The following is a 14,960-nucleotide window of genomic DNA, read 5'->3' as shown; positions in this document are numbered from 1 at the left end:
TGTTGATCTGGCATACACGTCATCTCTGTGGGAAGAAGGACCTATGGAAGCGAAGTTCACGACCAAGAGCCAAGAAGTGCTGGGGGCCGCTGCGAAGGACGCGGTGGCCCGCGGCAACGGACACATCGAACCGGCCCACCTCCTCAAGCAGCTCGTGGCCCAGCCGGACAGCATCGCCGTGTCTCTGCTGGAAGCGGCGGGGGCCTCGGCGGCGGACCTGGGCAGGGCTGCCGAACGGATCCTGGACGGCCAGCCGACCGTCTCCGGATCCTCCGTAACTCAGCCGGGCTTGGCCCGGCCCTCCATGCAGCTCATCAACGCAGCGGAGCAGGAGATGCAGGCGCTGGGGGACCAGTTCGTGTCCACCGAGCACCTGCTGCTGGGCGCTGCCGCGGACACCGGCGACGTCGGTGAGGCGATGCAGCGCGCCGGCGCGACTCGGGAGGCGCTGCTGGCCGTCCTCGACCAGGTGCGGGGCGGGCAAAAGGTGACGAGCGAGGACCCGGAGTCCACGTTCCAGTCGCTCGAGAAGTTCGGCGTCGACCTCACCGCGACCGCGCGTGAAGGGAAGCTGGACCCCGTCATAGGCCGCGACGCGGAGATCCGCCGGGTCGTGCAGGTGCTGAGCCGCCGGACGAAGAACAACCCGATCCTCATCGGTGAGCCCGGCGTCGGCAAGACCGCCGTCGTCGAAGGGCTCGCCCAGCGGATCGTCGCGGGCGACGTGCCGGAGTCGCTGCGGAACAAGCGACTGGTGGGCCTCGACCTGTCCGCGATGGTCGCCGGGGCGAAGTACCGCGGCGAGTTCGAGGAGCGGCTCAAGGCCGTGCTCGAGGAGATCAAGCAGGCCGACGGTGAGATCGTCACGTTCATCGACGAGATCCACACCCTCGTGGGCGCCGGCGCCGGCGGTGATTCCTCCATGGACGCGGGCAACATGCTCAAGCCCATGCTGGCCCGCGGTGAGCTGCGCATGATCGGTGCGACCACGCTGGACGAGTACCGGGAGAACATCGAGAAGGACCCCGCGCTGGAACGGCGCTTCCAGCAGGTGTTCGTCGGCGAGCCCACCGTCGAGGACTCGGTCGCGATACTCCGCGGCCTCAAGGAGCGGTACGAGGCGCACCACAAGGTGACGATCGCGGACTCCGCCCTGGTGGCCGCCGCGTCCCTGTCGAACCGCTACATCGCGGACCGTCAGCTGCCGGACAAGGCGATCGACCTGGTCGACGAGGCGGCGTCCCGCCTGCGCATGGAGATCGACTCCGCCCCCATCGAGATCGACGAGCTGCAGCGTGCCGTCGACCGCCTCAAGATGGAGGAGATGGCGCTGTCGAAGGAGTCCGACCCTGCCTCGAAGGAGCGCCTGGCGGCACTCCAGCAGGAGCTGGCGGACAAGCAGGAGGAGCTGGGCGGGCTCAACGCCGTGTGGGAGCGTCAGCGTGCGGGCCTCAACCGTGTGGGCGACCTGAAGGAGAAGCTCGACGAGCTGCGGAACCAGGCGGAGGTCGCGCGCCGCGACACGGACCTCGCGACCGCCTCCCGCCTGCTGTACGGGGAGATCCCGGCCGTGGAGAAGGAGATCGCCGCCGCCGAGGCCGCAGAGGCCGCCGACGCCGGCTCCGGTTCCGGGACGGGCACCGGCCGCCCCATGGTGGGCGACCACGTGACCCCGGACGACATCGCCGAGGTCGTCGCCGCCTGGACCGGCATCCCCGCCGGCCGTCTGCTGCAGGGGGAGCGGGAGAAGCTGCTCCACGCGGAGGACGAGATCGGTCAGCGGCTGATCGGGCAGACCACGGCCGTGGAGACGGTCGCGGACGCGATCCGCCGGTCCCGCGCCGGTGTGTCCGACCCGGACAGGCCCACGGGTTCGTTCCTGTTCCTGGGCCCCACGGGTGTGGGCAAGACGGAGCTTGCGAAGTCGCTGGCGGACTTCCTCTTCGACGACGAGCGGGCGATGGTCCGCGTCGACATGAGCGAGTACGGGGAGAAGCACTCCGTGTCCCGCCTGGTGGGTGCGCCTCCCGGCTACGTGGGCTACGAGTCCGGCGGTCAGCTGACGGAGGCCGTGCGGAGGCGCCCGTACTCCGTGGTGCTGCTGGACGAGGTGGAGAAGGCCCACCCGGACGTGTTCGACGTCCTCCTGCAGGTGCTGGACGACGGCCGGCTCACGGACGGTCAGGGCAGGACCGTGGACTTCCGGAACACGATCCTCGTCCTCACCTCCAACCTGGGCTCACAGTTCCTGGTCGACCAGGAGCTCAGCAAGGAGGAGCAGCGGTCGAAGGTCATGGAGATCGTCAACCTGTCGTTCAAGCCGGAGTTCCTCAACAGGCTGGACGACGTGGTGGTGTTCGACGCGCTCAGCACGAAGGAGCTGTCCCGTATCGTCGACCTGCAGATCGCAGCGATGCAGAAGCGGCTGGCGGAGAAGCGGATCACGCTCACCGCGACGGATGCCGCGAAGGACTGGCTGGCGATCGAGGGCTACGACCCGGCGTACGGTGCCCGACCGCTGCGCAGGCTGGTGCAGCGGGAGATCGGCGACCGGCTGGCGAAGCAGATCCTCGCGGGCGACATCCACGACGGGGACTCCGTCACCGTGGATCGTCCTGCGGAGTTCGAGGAACCGGGGCTGAGGCTCACCGCGGTGCGGTGAGGGTGCGGTGAGTGGTTGCCGTGCGATGAGCCGTGCAGCGGGGTGACATGAGTGCCGCTCCGCCATGACGGAAGGGCCGGGAGGGAGTGTTCTCCTCCCGGCCCTTCCGTCTGCTAACGGGTCGTAGGGTGAAGGCATGAGCCTGGGAATCATCGCCTTCGTCGTCATGGCCGTGGTGTTCCTCGTCGTCCTCGGTGCGGTGGTCGCAGTCGTGTTCTGGCTGATCCGACGCTCGCGTCCAGGGCGGGCCGGTGTGGTCGCGGGGCGCGGTGCGTTGCGCGGTGTCGTGCGATCGGTGGTCGTCACGACGGTGCCGAGGTCGCCGGCGAGGCATCAGGACGACAACGACCAGCGACGGGTGACCGTGCTCATCGATGTGGAGGGCCCGGCCGGCACTGGGCGGATCGCGGACGGGCCGGAGCGTCCGAAGTATCTGCCGTGGGCGCTGCGTTGGAAGGTGTTCACCTGTAATCCGTTCCGCTACGGCGACCTCCAGCTGCGGATGCACGGCCGTGAGGAGAGACTGCGGGCGGCGGAGCAGGCGCGCGCGGGTGGGTTCGAGTTCCCGGTGGAGCCGCCGCTGCGGGTGCTGGTGGTCGACCCGGGCAGTGAGAGCCGTCGTCCGCAGTGGCGGGTGGACAACTCGACAACGACGAATACGTTGTAATAGATCCCAAGTCTCTATGTTCGTCCCCTGTTGCACTGACCGACGTGTAGTGGGCCCTGCATGCAAGCATCAGCATTCATAAGTGCAGTGTAGATTGAGAGGGTGAAGAATCGTGGGAACCTTTCAGGATTCACCGTTGTTATTCCGACCCTTCAGCGATCCCCTGACCTGGATGACATCGTTACGCAATGCGCGCAACACGCCCTTGTGCACGAAGTCATCGTGGTCAACAACACTGACCCGCCGCTCAGGTGGGACTTGCCGAAGGTGCGGGTTTTGAACTTGGGTAGAAATATCTTTGTGAACCCCGCCTGGAACTTGGGGGCGAGAGAAGCTGCGAGCCAGCTACTTGCGTTGATCAACGATGACGTCCGTTTTGAAGACGACGCTCTCACACACGCGTACCAGGTTCTGCATCGAGGGTGGTTTGGTGTCATCGGTCCGGATGAGGGAAGCTTCAATCGATCTCCTCGGGGACGTCGGCGCGTCAGAATAGCTCCTTTTTTCAGCTTCAAAGGAAATTTTGGGACGTTCATGTGCATGCGAGTTCGTGACTACGTGCCGGTCCCGAAGGCGCTTCGGATCTGGGGCGGCGACGATTGGCTATTCTTACAGCAACGGAAACCCAACGGTGTGCTAGCCGGGTACAGGTTCGATACAGAGATGGGAACGACCTCAGGTTCACCCGAATTTCAAAAGCTGCGGAAAGACGAGCTTGATGCCGCACGCCCCATTCTGATGCCGCTTTACCGCACACGCTGGTGGCATCGACCGGTCGAGTATCTTGACCGTCTGCGAAGCGCCACACATCCTAGTCGCCGATGACGGGCGCGTGGTCGGACGCTTCTTTGCCCTCCCGCTCTGGGCGATCAATTGTAGCGGCCGTGCCGAGTTGGTGGGATGCCTGTGTGCGGAGGGCAGAGACGCGCAGCTCGTAGGGTATCGCTGAGACTCTTTGCTCATCTCGTATTTTCCGGCAGAGGTTCTAGAGCGCCAGGGATTCGCTCCGCGAACCGCAGGCAGCGGCACATGGGCGCCGGGCGTCGCGTCGTTGACATCGGGTTGTCCGGCCGACCATGGCTGATGCAGGTCTGCACCTGACAGCCATGTCGGGCGGGCAAGCGCCCAGACATTGTGAGCGTCAACGTCCCGCCATAGATGCGTGGCATTCAGCTTTTGAGCGATGATTGCCTATTTCCAGCGGACCACATCGGTGCCATAGACATGAGCTCACTAGACGTCGACGTAATAGTGCGAGGCACTCGCCTTTAGCGGGTATTCGGGGGACGCCCCTACGTGTGGATGTTGGAGTGGCGGGGCGGTATCTTGAGAGGGATCATGACACTATGTCGTGAAACACGTGTCCGTCACATGAGCATGCTGAAAGTGGAAGGTCAGCAAGTGCTCCTGGTGTCTGTCAACTTGAAGTCAACTGAGAATTAGGGCCTGGAAGGGCAAGATGACCGTATTGCATCCGCGGATCGTTGAGTCCCATGTAGTTGCTCTCGAGGATTCCCATCGCATCGACGGATTTTTTGCCCAGCCGGGCACTTCGTGCTTCCTGCGATTCCGAGCGGTCGACGGTCGTGTGGGGGAGGGGCTGGAGCTTTTCGATTCTGCACTGTTTGAGGATCGCTACGGCAGAAGTCCGCTCCCTGGCGAGATGGGTTGTGCACTCAGCCATTTCAAGATAATCAAACGGTTTGCCAACTCTTGTGGTCGTGACAGTGACCTCGCGCTCGTCGCAGAGGACGACGCGCGGTTCACGCCAGGTGCGCTCGAGGTGATCTCAACAGTTGCGGCGCGAGTGGAGAACGTGGGCTTCGTAGTTCTGGCCAACGACTTTCCAACTCAACTGTCTCTCTTCTCCCGAATAGTGGGGCGAACGGGGCTGCGGGCCTACAGGGTTGGTCATAACTGGGGGAACGTTTGGTGCACCGGGCTATACCTGGTGAGTCGTGGTGCTGCTCGGCAATACATGGCTTCCACACCGGGACGTGTCAGCTGGGTTGCCGATCATTACAGTCACTTCCGCCGCGAGATGGGGATCAACGTCAAGGTACTTCGTCCAAGCTTGGTCAGTTGGGAAGGTGAAAGCGACATCCGTCGGGGTGGTCCGACCTTCGGTGCGCCGGTGGGGGTCGAGCAGCCGTCCGTGTCCTTAGGCCGGCGGCTGGATGATGGGGTGAAAAAGTCACGTGATGTGATGGCAGCGACCGCGCGTGACGTCGCTTGGTTTACTGGAATTAAGGATTCGAAAAGGCGGCGAAAGACGGATCGGCTCTAAACTGGCAGCTAACAGTATCCTCGTCTTTGGCCGCTCACTCATCGACTTCTGAACGGCGTCACCGCGCCAGTGCTGGTGGTGTATTCGGGCGGTCCAGTCAGTTGGCGTGTCGGTGTATTTGCCCGCACTGCGCCGCGTGGGATGGGTAGGGCGGATAGGCTTGAGTCGTGACTCAACAGAAGCCTGATACTGCACGCATGGACTGGATGGACGAACTACGCGGACTCGCAGTCCTCTTGGTGATCCTTCACCACATTTTCGGAATCCCAGTCGTGCTGGGTGGAGGCGCACCACCGTGGGTTGACTTCATGCGTGTTCTTGAACCCTTCCGCATGCCACTCTTGCTCGTGCTTTCGGGAATGCTTCTGCCGCGTTCGCTCGCAAAGCCATCGCGTCTTTACTATTGGGGCAAGGTGAGAGGCATTCTGTGGCCGTTCGTCCTTTGGACGCTCATCACTAACCTCGTGTTATTGCATGTGTCTAATCTGGCGAGCCCTTGGACCTGGATTGGAGGGTCGTGGCACCTCTGGTTCCTCGCAGTGCTGCTGGCGTGCTACCTGGTCGGTCCGCTCATACGGTGGATTCCCGCGTGGCTGTGGGTTGTTCCGATGGTCATGCTAGAACCATTCGTCGGAACTTCCTCATATCGGCGAATTCTTTGGTATGGGGCGTTCTTCTTCTTGGGTGCAGCCCTTTCGGTCTTCGCGAGCAGGTGGCAAGGCGTTCGCTGGCCCGTGCCCGCAGTTCTGCTCGTAGCCAGCGCTGGGTTCGGGGTCTGGGTGGCGTCGCCTGTGGGGACTTACGAGCGAGGTCCTGTCGCCTTCCTGGCATCTGCTACGGGGGTAGCTGCAATCGTCTGGGTTGCTCCTCGAGCCCCACGAATCCGAGCGCTACAATTCGTGGGGCGCGAATCCATGGTCTTTTACATTGTTCATTTCGGGGCTGTGGGCGCAACGTGGCTTCTCATTGGGGAACTTCCGTGGTGGATTCTGTTCCCGGTTCTCGCCGTCGCCGCGTATGGTGTCCCGCTCCTTCTCACCCGCGTCTCGAGCAGTTTTCTCTTCACGCTTCCCTCTTTAAAGGAGAAGCCTGCAACCGCGTCAGGGCCAGCAACCTCGCAGCAGCTGCGTGGTCAGACGTCGTAGTCGACGATGACGGGGGCGTGGTCGGACGCGCCCTTGCCCTTCCGCTCCTCACGATCGATCATGGCGGCCGCAGCTGTCGGCGCAAGCGCAGGTGATGCCAGCTGGAAGTCGATGCGCATCCCCTCCTTCTTGGGGAAGCGCAGCTTCTGGTAGTCCCAATAGGTGTAGACGGCGGGGCCGGGCGCAAGAGGGCGGGTCGTCTCGATGAGTCCGGCGTCCAGGAGTGCCTGGAACGCAGCGCGCTCCGGCGGCGACACGTGTGTGGCGCCGGCGAAGGCGTCGATGTCCCAGACGTCCTCATCCAACGGAGCGATGTTGAAGTCGCCAGTAAGGACGAACTTCTCGTCCTTGTCTGCAGCCAGACGCGCGGCGGCCACAGCGCGCAGTGCTTCCAGCCACTGCAGCTTGTACGTGTAGTGCGGGTGGTCGAGTTCACGCCCGTTGGGGACGTAGAGGGAATAAACTCGCACGCCGCCGGTCACCGCGGAGATCGCGCGGGCTTCAGAAGCCAGATCTTCACCGAACCCCGGCATGTCGTCGAACCCAATCTCCACGTCCTCCAGCCCGACGCGAGACGCGATGGCGACGCCGTTCCATTGGTTGAGCCCGTGGAATGCCACCTCATAGCCGCGGTCATCGAAGATCTCTCGCGGGAACTGGGTGTCCTTGCACTTGAGTTCCTGGATGGCCAGGACGTCCGCGTCAGACCGGTCCAACCATGCCCCGACCCGCTCTGCCCTCGCCCTGATTGAGTTCACGTTCCAGTTCACAATGCGCATGCGCACAACCGTATCGGAACGGGCTGAGGTTGGGTTCTGCTGAACGCTCGATAGATTGGTGCCATGGTAGCAGCTCTCAATCATCACATCGGTGCCGACGGGGAGCCCGTTCCGCACGCGTACTTCGTCCGCACCGGCGACCGTTCCTTCCGCTCCACCCTCCACTCACAGGGCGCGTGGCAGGCAGGTGAGCAGCACATGGCCGTGGCATCCGCGTTGGTTCTCCACGAGCTGGAGCGCGCTCTTCCGTCGGAGAAGCTGATCTCACGCGTCACCTTCGACATCCTCGGCGTCATCCATTCGGGAGAGTTCGACATCGAGGTCGACGTCGTCCGACCGGGGCGCACGATCGAGCTCGTCGAAGCACGCATGGTGCACAGGGCTGCACACACCGGGACCGAAGTGCGGGCCGCAGATTCGGGCGCCGCCACCACTGTGAGCCCAGGACTGCCGCGAACGTCCGTCACGGCGCGGGCATGGCGCCTCGTCAGCTCCGACACGTCCACTGTCGCGGGCACGGAAGTGACGGCGTTCCCCGGCAGCACTGAGCTCCAGCCGCTCGAGCCCTCCGGGCTGTGGCCCGGCGGCTATATCGCCTCCCTCCGTGGCGCGCAAACAGCGGACGGCAGGCCGGGGCGCCGAAAGGTCTGGGTCGAGACCGACGTGCCGCTGGTCGAGCATGAGGAGGACGGTCCGTACGCCGGCTTCGTGAAGTACTGCGACGCCATGAACGGGTTCGCCGTCCGCGAGGATCCCCAGGAGGTCTTCTTCCCCAACGTCGACCTCACGATCCACTTCCTCCGGTCGCCTGTTCCGGGCGGGGCCGGCATGGACATCGACGTCGGATTCGGCGACAGCGGCATGGGCATCACCCACGCGGTGTTCCACGATGCCAGGGGACCCGTGGCACACTGCGCCCAATCGCTCACGGTCCGGTTGCCGCACGGGTCGACTCGCGCGGACCAGGTGTGAAGCGGGATGACTGACCACATGGAGACCGCGACAACCCGGCGAAATACCGCCGCTGACCCGACCCGACCTCGAGCACTCATCACCGGTGCAAGCGCCGGCCTGGGCCGGGAGTACGCGAAGCAGCTCGCACTAGATGGCTACGACCTGGTCCTCGCGGCGCGAGGCCGTGAAGCGTTGGAAGCCTGTGCCGACGAGCTGGAGCGACACTACGGGATTGTCGTTCAGGTGCAGGTCGTGGACCTTGCGACGCAGGAAGGGATCGACGACCTCATCGACGTCATTGATCGTGAACGGATCGATGTCCTGGTGAACAATGCCGGGTTCGGTCTCAAGACGTCGCTGATGGACACCGACCCTGAACAGCTGATCGCGAACGACATGGTCATGCTCAGGGCGGTCACGCTGCTGAGCCGGGCAGCGGCCCGTCACATGCGCGACCGGGGGAGGGGCGGCATCGTCACTGTGTCGTCACTCGCCGCACTGGGTGCGTACGGGGTGTACTCCGCGGTGAAGAGCGCGGCACTGCTCGTGACAGAGGCACTTTCTTCGGAACTCATCGATACCCCTGTCACGGTGACCGCGGTGCTTCCCGGGTTCGTCAAGACTGAGTTCCACGACCGGATGCGAGTACGGCGGGCCGGTCCGGAATGGCTGTGGCTGGATGCAGAGCATGTCGTGTCCGAGTCGCTGCGAGACGCACGACGTGGACGTGTGGTGAGTGTTCCGAGTACGCGCTACAAGGCGATCTACGCGATCGGTCAGGTAGTGCCACGGGGGCTCGTGAGGAGCTTGAGCGGCGGGTTCGGAGTACGACGACGCAAACGATCGTGAGTTCAGCACTGTCGATCCGGAGAACGTCGTCCACACAATATGATGGAGACCATGACTGAGACTGCAGAACCACGTGCGCGCCTACTTTCCCTGATCGATGAGCTCGCGGTGGTGCGTGGCCGGGTGACTCTGGCATCGGGGTTGGAGGCCGACTACTACCTCGATCTCCGCCGCGTCACTTTGGAACACAGGTCAGCGCCTCTGGTCGGCGAGGTCGTTCTCGACCTCCTCGGGGAACAGGGGCTGTTGCACGGCGACGGAGCAGTGGACGCGATCGGCGGTCTCACCATGGGAGCGGATCCCGTAGCGACTGCGGTCATGCACCGGTCTTCTGCTCGCGGCACGCCGCTCGATGCGTTCGTCGTCCGCAAGGCCGCGAAACAATATGGAATGGGTCGGAGGGTCGAAGGCCCGTCGGTCGAAGGCCGCAGAGTCGTTGCGCTCGAGGACACGTCGACCACTGGCGGTTCGGTCCTCGAGGCAGTTGAAGCATTGCGGGAGGCCGGCGCGATCGTCGTCGCTGTGGTGGTCGTCGTGGACCGGGACACGGGCGCGAAGGAACGCGTGGAAGCTGAAGCGGGTGTTCCCTATCTGGCTGCTATCAGTATCCGCGACCTCGGACTCGACTGAGTGTGTGTGAGAGGACGTGAACTTGAGCCGTCCCGTTCGTGAGGGCCCGCGGTCCGCGACAAGGGGTATTCTCGACGGGGGCTCACACTGGTGAGCGGGTGCTGATCCCGCACTGGAAGGTTGCCGCGAAGCCTCTGATCTGCCGTGTTCGGGTTTGCCCGACGCCCTGCTGGCCACCAGACTGACCTAGGCGCTCACGTGCCGTGCTCACGTGAGCGCTCAGCTCCACCACCCGCACAACCCACACGCAGAAGGACGATCAAGTGCTCGAAGTGAAGGGATTGACGGTCTCCCACGGCCGGAAGACCTATCTCAAGGACGTCTCGTTCACCGCGGACGCGGCACGCCTCACCGGTGTCGTCGGACTGCGCGGGTCGGGGAAGACCGAGTTGGTGCGCACGATCATGGGCCTCATCGACGCCGATGAGGGGACGATCGAACTCGCAGGCACCCAGTTGGGCTACGGCGACCGACAGAACTTCGGCTACCTCCCCAGCGAACGCGGCGGATACCCGCGCATGAAGGTTCTCGAACAGATCGTCTACCTCGCCAGGCTGCACGGGATGACCCTGGGCGCTGCAGAGAAGAACGCGGTGACCCTGCTGTCACGACTGGACCTGGCGGATCGTGCCTACGCTCAGCTCAGCCACCTATCGGGTAGTGAGGTGGCACGCGTCGATATCGCGGCTGTGCTCGCTGCGGACCCTGACGTCGTTCTACTGGATGAGCCGTTCGACGGCCTGGACGCGGAATCCGCCGACGCGGTTTTCGGACTCCTCCGCGATCACGCCGAGTCCGGCGTCCCCGTCCTCTTCACGACGGACAAGTGGCGACTGGCGCAGGAGCATGCCGACGACCTCGTCGTCCTGTCCCACGGTCGAGTCGCCGCGCACGGAACATTCGGCGATCTCCAGGGCGACGAGAAGCACTTCACTGCACGTTTCGCCGACCCCGCTGCGGCGGAAGCGGCACGGGGTCGGATCGATGAAGCTGCAGAGCCTGTCGCGAACGAGAACGAAGTGACCTTCACCGCCGCCGACCACGACGCCGCAGCCGCGATCGTGAGATCGGTCGAGGGCGTACACGCATTCGGTCCTCTCAACCGGGACCTCGCAGACCTGTTCAAGGAGTCGGTGTAAGCAGATGGTGGACAAGAAGCGCAACGACGACATCGCTCCCGGCGATGAGACGGACGACATCCTGAGCAGCGCGATCGAAGAGGACACGGATCCGGACGATCTTGCCGACGAGTTCGTGGAGATCGAGGACGGGGAAGAGGTTCCGGAGGAACTGCGCGAAGAGCAGCAGGACCCGTCCACCCTCCCGAAGACCGGACTGGTGAGCGAGTTCCATGACCTCACCCCGTCGCAGGCGGCCTACCTCGTCGGACACCGGGAGACGTCGACGGTCTCCCGCAGCCCGCTCTTCTACGTCTCAGCGCTGCTGCTGGGACTTGCCGTCATCTCCGCGCTCGTCATCGGGTTCCAGCAGGCGGGGGACGGGGTCGGTGAAGCGCCCGACACTCTCGCGGTCGTGGGTGTGGAGCAGGAACAGGCAGATGCGTTCTCGCAGCAGATCGGGCTACCGGTCGTCTCAGTGGAGGACGAGGCCGCAGGTGAGGCCATGCTGCGAAGCGGCGAAGCGGGAGCCGTCTACGTCATGGACCCGACGGGCATGCAGCCGGCGTCCCTCCTCGCACTCGACCGGGATCCGCAGGCCATTCTGGACACACTCAATCAGCCTGTGCCAGTGGACTACCTCGAGCCGCCTGCAGTCGCGCCCGTAGTGAGTGACCCCGTGGCCTGGGGTATGGGCGTCGTCGTGCTCCTTGCCGCACTCACACTGGGGGCGGCCCTCTACCAGAACCTGCGGACGGAGAAGCGGAACAGGCTGGCCGAGGTGATCGCTGCGACGATCCCCGCGCGGTCCTCTGCGTGGGGCCGGGTATATGGGCTCACTCTGCTGTCGCTGACGTTCACCGGTATCGCACTGGGCGTGCTGCTGGTGGGGCTCTCGATCGGACAGCGCACCGACATCGCAGTCAGTCTGCTGCCGGCATTGGGCTGGTTCGCCCTCGTCGCTCTGATGACGGTCTTCATCGTGGTCTCTGCACATCTGTGGGCGGCGACGAGCGCCTCGCGCAGGGCTCGGCGGGTCGGCTACGGCGCTGTTGTGTTCCTGTCCGTCGCGGGTGTGCTGGCACCGCTGGTGCTGCGTGCGGAATCCACGGTGATGCTCTGGCTGTCGTACGTGCCTTTCACCTCGCCCGTCGCCATGCCGATGCGTTTCATGGCGGGTCAGGCTGACTGGTGGGAGGGTGTGTACGCTGCAGCCGCCTCTGCGGTGGTCGGCGTCATCGTGTTCTGGCTCGCCTCTGCGGCGTACCGGCGCACTCTTCTGCAGGGAGCCGGGCGGTCTGGCCGTCAGGCGGGGATCAAAGCGCGGGGTGGCTCCCGGTCCAAGAAGTGACCGACTCGCAGCCCGTGGGCGTCGGCCCGTGGGAAGGGCCGCTGCCCACGGGCGCGCAATGGGATTCCCAACTGTTGGCAGAGGGAGATCGTCGCAACGTCGTCGATCAGTACCGCTATTGGTCGATGGAAGCGATCGTGGCAGACCTCGACACCCGTCGTCACGGCTTCCACGTGGCGGTGGAGAACTGGCAGCACGACCTCAACATCGGGTCGGTCGTGCGGACGGCGAACGCTTTCAACGCGGAAGCCGTGCACATCGTCGGACGGCGGCGGTGGAATCGTCGGGGCGCGATGGTGACGGACCGGTATCAGCACCTGTACCATCACACTGACGTCGCGGAGCTCGTCGGATGGGCAGCAGAGCGCAACCTGCCGCTCATCGGCATCGACAACTTCCCTGATTCGGTTCCACTGGAAACGTACGACCTTCCTCGTTCGTGTGTCCTTCTCTTCGGGCAGGAAGGCCCTGGACTGAGCGAAGAAGCCCACACTGCGTGCGATTCCGTACTCTCGATCGCGCAGTTCGGTTCTACTCGGTCGATGAACGCAGCCGCCGCCGCTGCGATTGCCATGCATGCGTGGGTAAGGCGACATGTCTACGAGCAGACGGTGCTGTGACTCGGACGCGCGGCGGCACCCGCTGATACATTGAGGCGAGAAGTACACCTCGTCGAAATGGAGCCTTTCATGGCCGCTCCCGTCGCGCGTACGCGATCGCGTTCTGTCGTTGCGACGGCTGTCGCCGCGCTCGTGCTCTTCGTTCTCAGTGGGTGCGTAAAGTTCAACGCCGACTTCCACGTCGACGCGGAAGAAACCCTGACGGGGACCATGCAGATCCTCGTCGACCCGATCGCACTTGAAGACATGGGATCGAATCCGTCGAGTGAGCTCGACGATGCTGTCAGTGACGCCCAGGCGGATCCTGAACTTCCCGACGGTGTGACTGTCGATCGCGTCGAAGACGAAGACGGGTACATCGGAATGGGAGTGAACTTTGACCGGGTACCGGCCGCAGAGCTTCAGAACGGTGGCAGTGGCCTTGACGATGTAGGTGTCGAGGGCATCGAGGTCGTGCATACCGATGGTGAGATCTCCTTCACGATGGCGAACCCGCTGACCGCAGGAATGGACAGCTCCGATCCGTTCGGTTCGAGTGGCATGCCGTCGTCCGCTCGATCGATTTTCGATGAAGCCCGGGTCTCCATCACCTTCCCAGGAAACGTGATCGCCGCTGACGGGGCCGAAACGGATGGGAAGACGGCGACGTGGAACCTTCGCGAGTACGACGGTGACACTCTCACCGCCACTGGAGACGCATCGAGCTTCCCCTGGGGAGTCGTCCTCATCGCAGGTGGAGTGCTTCTCTTCCTGCTCATCGCAGCAGGCGTCATCATTCTGGTGCTGGTTCTGCGCAAGAAGAGCACTGCCGCGGGTGCCCGCACCACGGCGTATGCTCCCGCGGGACCAGGCGTGCCAGGATACCCCGCAACGAGCGGCACAGGCCCGCCTTATGTGGGTACGCTTCAACACCCGAACAGCGCCTATCCCCAAGGTGGCGCCTCACCGTACGGGCCTCCACATGGAAGTGGTCCTCACGCACACCACGGACATGCTCAGCCGGGGTCCAACCAGCGATCAACAGACGTGTGCAAAGGGGCAGGTCCAGCCGGATCCGGATACCGAAACGAGCTCTCGAGGGGGCTGCCGCACACTGGCACCTCTCAGCCTCCGCCAGCGCCTCAACATCCGGGACCTCAACCACCTTCCGGTGCGCCGAGGGAACTCGGCGAGCAAAACAATCGGAGGTTCGCGCCTCCGAGGCAGAGTTCGATGGAACCCCGCATGCCGCAGCCGCCGGAATATCCGGATGACACTGGATCGCGCCCTTGATGTCATCGACGAGTCAGATGGCCTCTGGAGGCATGCGGATCACCAACGTATGGTGCAAGAGCGCAAGAAGGTTGGGCCTTGAATAGCCAGTCAGGCTAATCACCTCAGCAGTTCAGGTTCCTCGTCATCCGGTCCGCTGTTCCACTGCAAGCCAACGCCAAGACGGGGGTGGGGAGTGCGACGCAGGATCCGGTATCGCACCGTGCCAATCCAAAACCCTAGGATCCCGGCCGCGCGTGCGCGCAGCCCCTCGAGGTCGCGCGCGGAAGGCTCGACTGCCATCCTGGCCGCAGCGAACGGGAGTTTCAGCGTCGACTTCAGGAGCCTGCCGCCACCTACGAACGCAGACGACTTCTGAACGCCGTATCGAGTGCAGAGTAATACGTGCGCGGATGCAGAGCGCCGTGCCACAACGCGACGAATGCTTCCGGAGTCTCGTGTGCGATACGCGATGCGCATGGCATGTGAGTCGAGCACTGGGTGGCCTGCAGCGCGAAGTCTAAAAGCGAGGTCGTTGTCTTCTCCAAGTGCAGGTAGAGACTGGTCGAAGCCTCCGAGCTGGAGGTAAAGAGGCTCATCGTAAAAGAGAGTGTAGAAGTGGTCTGAAGCCGCCGGTGTCTAGCAGT

Annotated in this window: 13 protein-coding genes; 12 read left to right on the top strand and 1 reads right to left on the bottom strand. The window is 64.0% G+C overall.

Annotated features, from left to right (window positions below; translation table 11 throughout):
* Positions 1–43: 43 nt before the first annotated feature.
* From clpB to JFC09_RS17025, 5 genes are all read left to right on the top strand, one after another.
* Positions 44–2,662, top strand: coding sequence for an ATP-dependent chaperone ClpB (gene clpB, locus JFC09_RS00065; protein ID WP_198391957.1), 2,619 nt, complete (start codon positions 44–46; stop codon positions 2,660–2,662).
* A 136-nt stretch (positions 2,663–2,798) separates the two neighbouring features.
* Entirely contained in the window at positions 2,799–3,329 is a 531-nt protein-coding gene (locus tag JFC09_RS00060) for a hypothetical protein (protein ID WP_198391956.1), read from the top strand.
* A 102-nt stretch (positions 3,330–3,431) separates the two neighbouring features.
* Positions 3,432–4,154: a glycosyltransferase family 2 protein gene (locus tag JFC09_RS17030; RefSeq protein ID WP_198391955.1), complete on the top strand. Its 723-nt coding sequence runs from the start codon at positions 3,432–3,434 to the stop codon at positions 4,152–4,154.
* A gap of 634 nt (positions 4,155–4,788) precedes the next feature.
* Complete coding sequence (locus JFC09_RS00050) at positions 4,789–5,616, top strand: glycosyltransferase family 25 protein (protein ID WP_198391954.1); 828 nt, start codon at positions 4,789–4,791, stop codon at positions 5,614–5,616.
* Positions 5,617–5,813: 197 nt separating this feature from the next.
* Positions 5,814–6,761: an acyltransferase family protein gene (locus JFC09_RS17025; RefSeq protein ID WP_408610937.1), complete on the top strand. Its 948-nt coding sequence runs from the start codon at positions 5,814–5,816 to the stop codon at positions 6,759–6,761.
* On the opposite strand, the gene JFC09_RS00040 is transcribed toward JFC09_RS17025, so the two are convergent.
* Complete coding sequence (locus JFC09_RS00040; RefSeq protein ID WP_198391952.1) at positions 6,749–7,540, bottom strand: exodeoxyribonuclease III; 792 nt, start codon at positions 7,538–7,540, stop codon at positions 6,749–6,751. The two genes, JFC09_RS17025 and JFC09_RS00040, sit on opposite strands and share 13 nt — an antisense overlap.
* A gap of 63 nt (positions 7,541–7,603) precedes the next feature.
* Between JFC09_RS00040 and JFC09_RS00035 the strand changes: the two genes are divergently transcribed.
* From JFC09_RS00035 to JFC09_RS00005, 7 genes are all read left to right on the top strand, one after another.
* Positions 7,604–8,512, top strand: coding sequence for an acyl-CoA thioesterase domain-containing protein (locus tag JFC09_RS00035; protein ID WP_198391951.1), 909 nt, complete (start codon positions 7,604–7,606; stop codon positions 8,510–8,512).
* 18 nt (positions 8,513–8,530) lie between these two features.
* Entirely contained in the window at positions 8,531–9,343 is an 813-nt protein-coding gene (locus tag JFC09_RS00030; RefSeq protein WP_198391950.1) for an SDR family NAD(P)-dependent oxidoreductase, read from the top strand.
* Positions 9,344–9,385: 42 nt separating this feature from the next.
* The gene (gene pyrE, locus JFC09_RS00025) at positions 9,386–9,973 is read left to right on the top strand and encodes an orotate phosphoribosyltransferase (RefSeq protein ID WP_198391949.1); all 588 of its coding nucleotides are present in this window, start codon (positions 9,386–9,388) and stop codon (positions 9,971–9,973) included.
* A 263-nt stretch (positions 9,974–10,236) separates the two neighbouring features.
* Positions 10,237–11,112, top strand: coding sequence for an ABC transporter ATP-binding protein (locus tag JFC09_RS00020; RefSeq protein WP_198391948.1), 876 nt, complete (start codon positions 10,237–10,239; stop codon positions 11,110–11,112).
* A 4-nt stretch (positions 11,113–11,116) separates the two neighbouring features.
* Entirely contained in the window at positions 11,117–12,442 is a 1,326-nt protein-coding gene (locus JFC09_RS00015) for an ABC transporter permease (protein WP_198391947.1), read from the top strand.
* Entirely contained in the window at positions 12,439–13,062 is a 624-nt protein-coding gene (locus JFC09_RS00010; protein ID WP_332839590.1) for a TrmH family RNA methyltransferase, read from the top strand. Before JFC09_RS00015 ends, JFC09_RS00010 begins: the two co-directional genes overlap by 4 nt.
* A 69-nt stretch (positions 13,063–13,131) precedes the next feature.
* Entirely contained in the window at positions 13,132–14,334 is a 1,203-nt protein-coding gene (locus JFC09_RS00005) for an LppM family (lipo)protein (RefSeq protein WP_198391946.1), read from the top strand.
* Positions 14,335–14,960 lie beyond the last annotated feature (626 nt).

Source organism: Brevibacterium yomogidense (assembly GCF_016107685.1).
In the GTDB taxonomy this organism is placed as follows: Bacteria; Actinomycetota; Actinomycetes; order Actinomycetales; family Brevibacteriaceae; genus Brevibacterium; species Brevibacterium yomogidense.
Note: the sequence above shows the minus strand (reverse complement) of the source record. Positions and strands in the feature narration are given on the sequence as shown.

Coding starts and splice junctions, on each gene's coding strand:
- clpB (WP_198391957.1), top strand. CDS start 44: ATGGAAGCGAAGTTCACGACCAAGAGCCAAGAAGTGCTGGGGGCCGCT.
- JFC09_RS00060 (WP_198391956.1), top strand. CDS start 2,799: ATGAGCCTGGGAATCATCGCCTTCGTCGTCATGGCCGTGGTGTTCCTC.
- JFC09_RS00050 (WP_198391954.1), top strand. CDS start 4,789: ATGACCGTATTGCATCCGCGGATCGTTGAGTCCCATGTAGTTGCTCTC.
- JFC09_RS17025 (WP_408610937.1), top strand. CDS start 5,814: ATGGACTGGATGGACGAACTACGCGGACTCGCAGTCCTCTTGGTGATC.
- JFC09_RS00040 (WP_198391952.1), bottom strand. CDS start 7,540: ATGCGCATTGTGAACTGGAACGTGAACTCAATCAGGGCGAGGGCAGAG.
- JFC09_RS00035 (WP_198391951.1), top strand. CDS start 7,604: ATGGTAGCAGCTCTCAATCATCACATCGGTGCCGACGGGGAGCCCGTT.
- JFC09_RS00030 (WP_198391950.1), top strand. CDS start 8,531: ATGGAGACCGCGACAACCCGGCGAAATACCGCCGCTGACCCGACCCGA.
- pyrE (WP_198391949.1), top strand. CDS start 9,386: ATGGAGACCATGACTGAGACTGCAGAACCACGTGCGCGCCTACTTTCC.
- JFC09_RS00015 (WP_198391947.1), top strand. CDS start 11,117: ATGGTGGACAAGAAGCGCAACGACGACATCGCTCCCGGCGATGAGACG.
- JFC09_RS00005 (WP_198391946.1), top strand. CDS start 13,132: ATGGCCGCTCCCGTCGCGCGTACGCGATCGCGTTCTGTCGTTGCGACG.